This is a genomic window from Burkholderia sp. DN3021 (assembly GCF_049805555.1).
Taxonomy (GTDB): Bacteria; Pseudomonadota; Gammaproteobacteria; order Burkholderiales; family Burkholderiaceae; genus Burkholderia; species Burkholderia pyrrocinia_C.
This window is the reverse complement of record NZ_JBNCAB010000267.1, coordinates 1-643: the sequence shown is the minus strand read 5'-3', so window position 1 is coordinate 643 and position 643 is coordinate 1. Positions and strand designations below refer to the sequence as shown.

The 643-nt window shown below is 69.8% G+C and carries 1 protein-coding gene; it reads right to left on the bottom strand.

The window, feature by feature from the left end; translation table 11 throughout:
* Positions 1-105: 105 nt before the first annotated feature.
* Entirely contained in the window at positions 106-474 is a 369-nt protein-coding gene (locus ACPUER_RS37020; protein ID WP_425133610.1) for a tyrosine-type recombinase/integrase, read from the bottom strand.
* Positions 475-643 lie beyond the last annotated feature (169 nt).

Sequence of the window (643 nt, the reverse complement as noted above, 5' to 3'; positions counted from 1 at the left end):
ACCGGTGGAACAGCTTCGGCAAGGCGGTTTGCGTCAAAACAGCCTAATTGCGCCCGCAACCAACTGAGCGCATACCCTGTCGAACAAAGCCCCGTAGCATGACGTTCAGGCATCGCGCGTGAGCCGCGCATGATATTTCGCTGCCTCGCGACGCATCCGCGCCTCTTCCGGCGACACATAGATCGACGTCGTGCCGAGCGACGCGTGCCCGAGCGTGCGCTGCACGACTTCCAGCGCAACGCCGGCGGCCAGCATCTGCGTGCCGACCGTGTGCCGGAAGGCGTGCGGCGACGCGTCGGAAAGCTTGCGTCGCTCGGCCTCGCTCAGATCCGGCATCACCTCGAGCAGTTGCGTGATCGCCCACTGCGTGAGCCCGCGCGCACCGCGCACGGAGTAGCCGGCCGTCACGGCCTGGTCGCCGGTGCCGGCGGGGCCGCCGAATTTCTCGCGGGCCCGCGGCGTGGGCGGGACCACCAGCGGCCCAATCAGCGGCCCCCCGCGCCCCGTTCGCGGCGGCCGCGTCGAACGCCTCCCCGCGATCGCCCCAGTGCGCGCGCAACGCGTCGACGCACTCGTCGCTGATCGGCACGAAGCGTTGCTTGTTGCCCTTGCCGATCACCTCGAGCAGCCAGCTCGCCGGCGT